The organism is Hydrogenovibrio sp. 3SP14C1 (assembly GCF_029625905.1).
GTDB lineage: Bacteria > Pseudomonadota > Gammaproteobacteria > Thiomicrospirales > Thiomicrospiraceae > Hydrogenovibrio.
Genome location: NZ_JARTLM010000096.1, coordinates 1 through 276, shown reverse-complemented (window position 1 = coordinate 276; position 276 = coordinate 1). Strand labels below are relative to the sequence as shown.

The following is a 276-nucleotide window of genomic DNA, read 5'->3' as shown; positions in this document are numbered from 1 at the left end:
CTGAAGTACGGTCAGGGCATCGTAGATTCCCTGATTTACCGCCTGCTTGGCCAGAAGGCCCACTATACCGCACATTCCAGTTACCTCGCTTTAAAACCACGGCTTGCTGGTGCAAACCCGTATGATCATCAAACTTACTCGTGCCGCTGCCAGACAGCGGCACGACATCCACCGCTCGGCTATTGCTGAACGGGTACGCGCAATTCGGGGAGCGAGACATCGCGCAGCGACGCCGGTGGCGTCGGCAGCTCACGCTCCCACTGGTCCAGTTGGCTC

The 276-nt window shown here is 59.1% G+C and carries 1 protein-coding gene; it reads right to left on the bottom strand.

Annotation, left to right across the window (positions count from 1 at the left end; all coding sequences use genetic code 11):
- Nucleotides 1–220, bottom strand: a 220-nt coding sequence (locus P8629_RS11785; protein WP_278166314.1) for a hypothetical protein, incomplete at its 3' end; no start/stop codon positions are given.
- Between the last annotated feature and the right edge of the window lie 56 nt (nucleotides 221–276).